The sequence below is a fragment of the Bacteroides sp. AM16-24 genome (genome assembly GCF_003471885.1).
In the GTDB taxonomy this organism is placed as follows: Bacteria; Bacteroidota; Bacteroidia; order Bacteroidales; family Bacteroidaceae; genus Bacteroides.
On the sequence record NZ_QRKI01000037.1, the window covers coordinates 260 to 7,799 of the forward strand.

Annotated in this window: 4 protein-coding genes; all 4 read right to left on the reverse strand. The window is 42.7% G+C overall.

The window, feature by feature from the left end:
* Positions 1–6 precede the first annotated feature (6 nt).
* Positions 7–855, reverse strand: a complete 849-nt coding sequence (locus DW182_RS21775) for a hypothetical protein (RefSeq protein ID WP_118296830.1) — start codon at positions 853–855, stop codon at positions 7–9.
* A 12-nt stretch (positions 856–867) separates the two neighbouring features.
* Positions 868–2,517: an ABC transporter ATP-binding protein gene (locus tag DW182_RS21780; RefSeq protein ID WP_118296832.1), complete on the reverse strand. Its 1,650-nt coding sequence runs from the start codon at positions 2,515–2,517 to the stop codon at positions 868–870.
* A 10-nt stretch (positions 2,518–2,527) separates the two neighbouring features.
* Positions 2,528–3,625 carry a Wzz/FepE/Etk N-terminal domain-containing protein gene (locus tag DW182_RS21785; protein ID WP_118296834.1) on the reverse strand — a complete coding sequence of 366 codons (1,098 nt, stop codon included), beginning with the start codon at positions 3,623–3,625 and terminating at the stop codon, positions 2,528–2,530.
* Positions 3,626–4,279: 654 nt separating this feature from the next.
* Positions 4,280–6,733, reverse strand: coding sequence for a hypothetical protein (locus DW182_RS21795; protein ID WP_147400148.1), 2,454 nt, complete (start codon positions 6,731–6,733; stop codon positions 4,280–4,282).
* Between the last annotated feature and the right edge of the window lie 807 nt (positions 6,734–7,540).

Sequence of the window (7,540 nt, forward strand, 5' to 3'; positions counted from 1 at the left end):
GCATGTTTACAATATGGTATCATGAGAAAGGTGTGCCGCAGCCGCATCGGGCAGACAGGCCAGATGATAAACGGGTACGGCAGAAAGCAGGGAACCCAGAAAATCGCTGATATAATCATACAACTCATCACTGTAAGCGAAGTTAGGTGGACACGAAGGATGCAACGCACCATACCCTTGGGCTATACTAAGCTTTTTTATCTGATTATAAGGTGCTTGAGACAACCGCACGCAGGCAGCCAATGGATAACTTTCATTTTTATAACATGGCGTCTTCCCGCTCCATGGACTGCCATATACCCATGGCTTTCCATCGATAATACGAATGATGGGGCTGTCGTCATTCAGTAGGAAAGCTCCTTCTATATGCTCTCGCCACAAACGGGTGTGCGTACTCTTTCCTGTTCCACTTTCTCCCAAAAAGAGCACTGCTTTACCTTCGCACACAATGGTGCTGGTATGAATGGCTACTGTCTGAAAAGGCACGGTTGCCACTCCATAAGCCATCCAGCAGGCAAACCGGAGTAACCGGAGTTGGTAATTACCCTTGAAACTGGCCACCTGTTTGCTTTCATCCAGCCAAAGTTCTAGTTTTTCACCTTTGGGAGGTATCATTACAAAGAGGAAACCATTGCTGTAACAGCCAAACTGGCTGACAATTCCGTCTATCTCATTTGTATAGAGCACCTTTTCAAATGTGGGAGCTTCTTCAGAAGATTCTATAAAACGACAAAGGGGAACATCATCTGCCACCACTTTAAAAGGGGCAAAGCCGATCAATTCATCTACTGCTTGTACCAGCCTGTCACCTTCCACCCTGATACGGTGTCCGGCTATCAAATAATCCTGTTTCATTTATTTCTATCTTTATACTTTATTATTACTTACTATATCACAGATATCCAGATCGAATATCCGGTCACAGAAAGCCAACGAGCTTTCGCGATGGGCAATGACAACCAGTGTCAGCTCCCGGTGTTGCAGTGAAAGTGTTTCCAAGGCGTGGTTGATTTCCTGTTCTGTCTTGTTGTCCAAAGCCGAAGTAGCTTCGTCAAAGAACAGTACTTCAGCCTCCTTGTAGAGAGCTCGTGCTATACCGATCCGTTGCTTCTGGCCACCGGATAAACGGCTGCCATATTCACCTAACGGCGTATCCAGTCCTTGCGGCAATTCATCTGCCCATTCTCGGAGTTGCACTTGTTCCAATACCTGCATCACCTTTGCCCGGTCAGCTTGTGGTTGTCCGAGTGCTATATTGTCGGCAAGTGTGCCTTCTATTATAAATATTTCCTGCGGTACATATCCCACCAGTTTATGCCATTCACTACGGTTGGCAGCAGTCAGCTGTTGCCCGTCTATAAGTATTTCACCGGAGGTAGGCGGAAAGAAACCGAGCATCAGATTGAAGAGTGTCGATTTCCCTGATCCGCTTGCTCCACGTACTCCGATCCGTTCTCCGCAGCTGATACTTAGATTCAAGTCGTTGAAAAGCGTATGTCCATCGGGGAAGGCAAAACCGAGCTGCCGTAGCGTAATGCCCTGTTTAAAAGTGAAAGACGTTGTACTTTGCGCATCCTGCCGCGGTTCGTCACTGATACCTTCGTCCACCACCGTTATGGTATGCGAAGCATTCTGAAGTGTTACCCAACTGTTCAGAATGCCCCTTACGGCTGGTATCAACCGGAAAGCGGCCACAGCAAACACACCACTCATCAATCCCAGGTTCCCGTTTCCCGTACCTATCAGTAAGGCCAGCCCTCCCACTACGGCTACTTCCGAAAGAAAGGATGGAAAAAGCTGGTACACTTCCGTCCGCAAGCGGTTGCGAACAATAAACTCCATTCCCTGATCGAAAGAAGCCAGAGACGCGTGGAAAGCCTGAGCGATCTCCAACTCCGCATATCCACGGAAAGCCTCTATTACTGTACGCGATTGCTTTCTACGGGCTTCCAACTCTTCCATGCCGTAATCACGCAGGCGCTTCCTGACCAGGCTGACATACAGTACAGACAAGAGGAGGAACGCTCCGCAAAGCAGGAGTCCCGGAAGCGGTTCCCAAATAATGAGCGCTGTTACCATCAATATTATCAGTACTGCTTCTCCCGCCATACGGAAAACGGGAGCCAATACGCATGAGCTGAACAGGTAACAGACGTAGTTCACCTCGTGCCCCAGCCGCACGCTGCTTTTCTCTTTCAGGTAAAACAGTCCGCGACGGTAGTAGTTGACAAACATCCGACGGCTGAATTCACGATATATATTGAGTTGATAACTGCTCTGAAGACGTGCCAGCAGCACAATTACACCATTCTTCAGCATCACGAACAGTAACACCGCACCGCAAAGTGCCAGCATATTGCTTCGCCCACCGTCCTGCTTCATCACTACCAGTAATATAGGTACCAGCGCCGCTACTCCCGCAAAGTCGAGTATGGCACGCACCAATACCGAAAGAGCGACCCAAATGCCCCGTTTACGTTGCTGTTCCGACAGCAGTTGAATTATTTTCTTAATCATTTGCCATCTATTATCGGTTTACGTATTGTTCGTTTTTTTTAATCCTCCGAATAAAGTCCCTTGCAAATAAAATCCACCCTATGCCACCTGCGCCACTCAGCAGGATACATCCTGCAAGAATAAGCAATTTATTGGGCTTCGAGGGATGCAGCGGAACCGTTACAGGTTGTATGACCGTATACACCGGAGCTACCTTTCTCACTCTTGCTTTGGCTGCCTGCACTTGCCGTTCCGACCGATTGTAAGCCAACTGCGCCAGTTCCATCTCGCTGCGCAAGCGTGCCCGCTCAGCGCGTGAGGTCAGTTGCGCCAGGTTTCGGTTAGCGTCCGCAAAACGGGCATATCTATCCTGTGCCGCGCGATATTCGGCCTGCGCCTCTTTACATAGTTTTTCATTGTATTGCAGAATCTTACGCGACTTGTTTGTCCTGTATTCTGTCATATACGCCTTCAGGCGTGCTTGCACGGTGTCGGCTACAATAGCCGCCACTAGCGGGTCCTGCATCGTAGCAGTTATAGATATCACCCGTTTCTTCCTATCTATTTCTATTTTGACTCTGGAAGCTATAGTACGGACTATGGCAGCCTCTTCACGGGTCAGCTGTAAAAGGGCTGATTCTTCCTTTTTCCCGATATGATTCATCTCCGGTTTCTCTCTGAACAAGGATATGCACCACCCTATCAGTCGCAACGGTGTGGAAGTGACAGCTTTCCACCACGGTTTCTTCTGGTGTTCCTTCAGATATCGGGCAAGAGGCATTGCGGTACTGTCCTTCTGTCTGCGTACCTCAACATCGGAGAGTTGGAGCAGAAAGGGGGTGGAACGGACGATGGTGGAATACAAGGAAGGAAAAAGAGCATCCCGGTCGGTCGCAATAGAGGCACTCATGCCGGGGGTGATATTTGCCAACTCCCTTATGTCTGAAAAAGAACGACTGCGGGTTCCTTCATGGGCAACAAGCGTGCTTGCCGTATATTCTTTGGGAATACTAAGGGCAATAATTAACCCTACGACAGCGCCAATGCCACATACTTTCAGAAGCAGCCTTCTGGAAGCACATATTTTCCGGAACAGTTCCAGCCAATCAATTTTCTGCTTTTCGTTCATGCATTTTTCTTAAAATATAATATACACCTTATTCAAGTTTCGTAAGTACGGCAATAAAGAAGTTATAGGAGTCACGAAACTTAAATGTATTATTTAGTAATGCTTGAAAAATAACGTGGTATAAATGGGCATGCTAATAATAAATAGAGAGATAAACTATCATTTATGTATCAAGTTATTTTTTTAAGCGTTACTAAATGAGGGGACAAAGATAATTCTTTCTTTCCTAATAATAATGTGAATCAGCCGTTGAATTTGGCTTATTGCCAGCATCATTTTTTTTTTGAGTGCTTTTATTGTTCTTTTTCGACGGTTAATTCCCCTGTAGTAACGCAGCTACTTTATCACCCTATCATCTTATCACTTTTTCATTCTTTTCTATTAGGAAATAAACACTTTTTGTATAAAAAACATTCGCAACACCTGTTTGTCGGTATTGCGAATGGAAAGAGTGTGTCATTTTCTGATTTAACTGTCTGGCAGTATAGGGGAAAATATGAATTATTACTTCCGAACCCTCTGAAAGAAAAGAGCCCGGTGCAATACCGAGCCCTTTTACCATATCAGTTAATTATTAACTGTTTAACTTTTGATGTGCTGTTCATTTTGAGCAGCCTCTTCTGATGTAATCTGCTTAGATTAGCTAAAAGATGATCATTGGTTAACAGTAATATCAGTTTTAGTAAGCGTGTAGTTACCTGTGAGAGGAGCAGGTTTTGCAGTTTCAGTAATAGTTATACTTGTAGCTGTAACTATAGAAGTTGCTGCAGAACGTCCTACCCATTCAACATCGGCATTAATGTTGATATCAGTAATAGCTTTTCCTGTCAAGTCAAGAGTGACATTACCAAGTGTCATACTACTTCCTGCATTGAAGTTAATGACTTTTACAGTTCCCAATGCTGCACTAGCAGCGAGGATGCTCTCTATTTCAGTATTAGAATCAATAGTCCATTCTCCTGTCAAATTCAGGGCAGTCAATTTTGTCAAGGCATCATACTTTTTCAATTCATCTGCATTAGTCATTGCACCGAATGTTGCAAATACAGTCTGAGTAGCAGCACTTGTAATCTTGCCACCGATAGTATTATCTACTTCACCACTACCAGCTGTAACTGTAACATTGGCTGCTGAGTGTTTAACTTCAACAAGACCGTCATTTGTTGCGAATACTACTGTAGCTCTGTTGACAATAGCTTTAGCATCGGTATTATTAGCCAAATCAACGTTGGCTGCATCAATATTAGTGTTGATAGTCAAAGTTCCACTATTCGTAATCGTAGACTTGGTAGCAGTGTTAATAACCGGACTTGCATTAAGAGTTGCTTCACCCTTGGTATTTGTAAGTGTAAGTTGCTTTGCTGTAGATGCACTGGTGATAGCACCACCATCATTAATGACTGTAGCACCTACAGTTGCAAAGTCCTTATCAATAGTAAGAGTTGCACCCTTGTTTACTGTCAAGTTACCAAACTTGGTAGAAGCAGTACCCGCACCGGTTAAGATAGTATTACCGCTAACATAAGTAACATCCGAATTAGACAAAGTTACTTTAGTATAAACACCATTGTTAGCTAAAGTACCGGCATCAAACAAAACAGGTGTTTTTGCATCATTGAAAGTAATGTCACCCAAAGTTACAAGCTTGCTGTTCGGTCTGAATGAAATAGAGGCATTTTTACCTTCAATTACACAAGCATTATCAAATTCTTTAAGGAAGGCATCATCCAACGCAATTGGAGCTTTATCTGTAGTGGTGATAACGAAGTACTTTCTTGGATCAGGAGCCTGTCCATTGTTATTTGCCATGTATGCTTCAGCCATAGCTTTTGTGATTTCAATCAGCGCTTCGCCACGATAAGCCACTTTCTGAACATAAGAAGTAAGTTCATCATAATTCTTGATCTGAGTATAACCGGAAGCAATTGCCGATTTTGCAGGAATAAAACCACCATCAACTGTATAGGTTGCAGAAGTACCTTTGGTATCTTTCATAGAACCATCTTTGTTGTACTCGTCAGCAGAGTATGGCAGACCGGGTAACAATATCAAGTTTCTTGCAGGCGTAATGGTCTTAGCGGCAGTAGCAGTGCTGCTATTTGCTAAAACGTATGCTTCGTTGTTAATGGTTGTGTAAACTTCAACGGCCAAATCAGCTTGTGCATAAGATGCGCCCGGCAATACCATCAAGAATTTGCCATTTTGGCCGGTCGTGATAGTTATAGCGGGATTAAATTTAACCCAAACAGGTTTATTAGTGGTTACAGGAGCTACAATATCAGCGGTTTTAGCTGTTTCATACTGGTTTACATCCCAAGCCACGTTGCCTTTAGCATCCTTAGCGATATTAGCAATAACGTCAGAATTTTTAATCGTACCTGCTGTAACAATACTACTTGTACTATTCGTAAACTTGATAGAGTCTACTGTAATAGATGTTTCATAAACCGGTTGACCATTAGCATCTACTTTTAAAACACCTTGTGCATCAAGTAATTGTACCTGGCCAAGCTTCAATGTAATATGCGGTAAAGAATAAATATGCTTCATGTGCAAGGATAATTCAGTTTTGGGGCTTTTCCAAATAGAGTCATAAGCTATAAAAACAGGATATTTCTTTGCTTCATAGAAATTCTTAATAGCAGTGTTAGAGGACGTTCCATCAGCATTAGGTACTACGATTTGTTCCGTAGGTAGCTGAACTTCCAATGGTCCGCGCTTGTAGTTAGCCTCATTGAAAGGAGCATAAAACAAATAGTTACCTTGGCACAAAGATGCATCAGCGGTAAATGTCTTGCCGTCTGTAGTCTGATACAGTACATTGCTGGAGATGTAGTCCTTAATAACGAATTGTGCCCAATCTGTCTTTGACTTATCATATTCATCCATCACGCAAGCTCCAAAACCGTCGCCTGCCTGCCAAGTAACGCCAGCAAAATTATTGCTGGTTGTCATTCTCGTATTTGCTCCCAATGTGATTGTCGGAGCTTCTACCATCGGACGGTCACCAATACTCTGCTTGTTGCTTTCGCTAATCAGCTCATCTTGAGAACACCCTGCAAAAACCGCAGCTAAAGCTACGGCACTAAACAAATGTTTCTTTTTCATTTTTAACCTTAAGATTAATTGATATTAATATTCAAATTGCTTCTTCTCTAGAAAGCAAGAGTGTTAAACCTTGTCTCTAAACTATAATTCAGGGTCAGGTGTAATCACGCTTGATGCAAAACCTTTCTCTACAGCCACTTCCAGAATCATCACTTCCGGAGCCTCATACTTCATTTCCTTTTCTACTTTCATAATCATAAAATTTAAATTGTTAGTATTATTAAAATTGTCTCTTTATTATCAACCGATAACATGCTTGCTTCAATCGCTATCAAAAGAATCAAGTCTATCTTTTGAGTGATAGTCCGGCATTCTTTGACAGATATAATAGGTATAGCAAACCCGCATTTTCAGCCTGCAAAGTAAAAAACAAATTTCCTAAATAAACGATGAATGTATTTGGTTGATATACAAGGTGTTATTAGCTTTGCAAAAGAGCTGAATATCCTAATAAAAAATCTATTGAAACCTGATAATCTGAGCGAACATGCTGACCTACAACCCATTCCGTACCCATCATCAAATAAACAGTTTTAGAACTCCAAGTAAATTGACACTACTTTTTAGCACCTTATTTTGTAATAGCACACTACTTCAACCTACTTATTTTCAATAACAAAGAGATTCTATTAATCAAAAAAACATTCATTAAACGGAATAGTAATGACACCATTTTCAGGCACCAATGACAAGAAATGAAGTTACAACTGGATAATAAATACCAGTTCGTTTGACAAGACTTCCCTGATCTTGAGCCCTAAAATCAGAGCATTATTCAGCCTCCTTAATGTCCAATTTGTTGAATTC

Excerpts from the sequence above, each read along its gene's own strand:
- DW182_RS21775 (WP_118296830.1), bottom strand. The coding sequence starts at position 855 with ATGAAACAGGATTATTTGATAGCCGGACACCGTATCAGGGTGGAAGGT.
- DW182_RS21780 (WP_118296832.1), bottom strand. The coding sequence starts at position 2,517 with ATGATTAAGAAAATAATTCAACTGCTGTCGGAACAGCAACGTAAACGG.
- DW182_RS21785 (WP_118296834.1), bottom strand. The coding sequence starts at position 3,625 with ATGAACGAAAAGCAGAAAATTGATTGGCTGGAACTGTTCCGGAAAATA.
- DW182_RS21795 (WP_147400148.1), bottom strand. The coding sequence starts at position 6,733 with ATGAAAAAGAAACATTTGTTTAGTGCCGTAGCTTTAGCTGCGGTTTTT.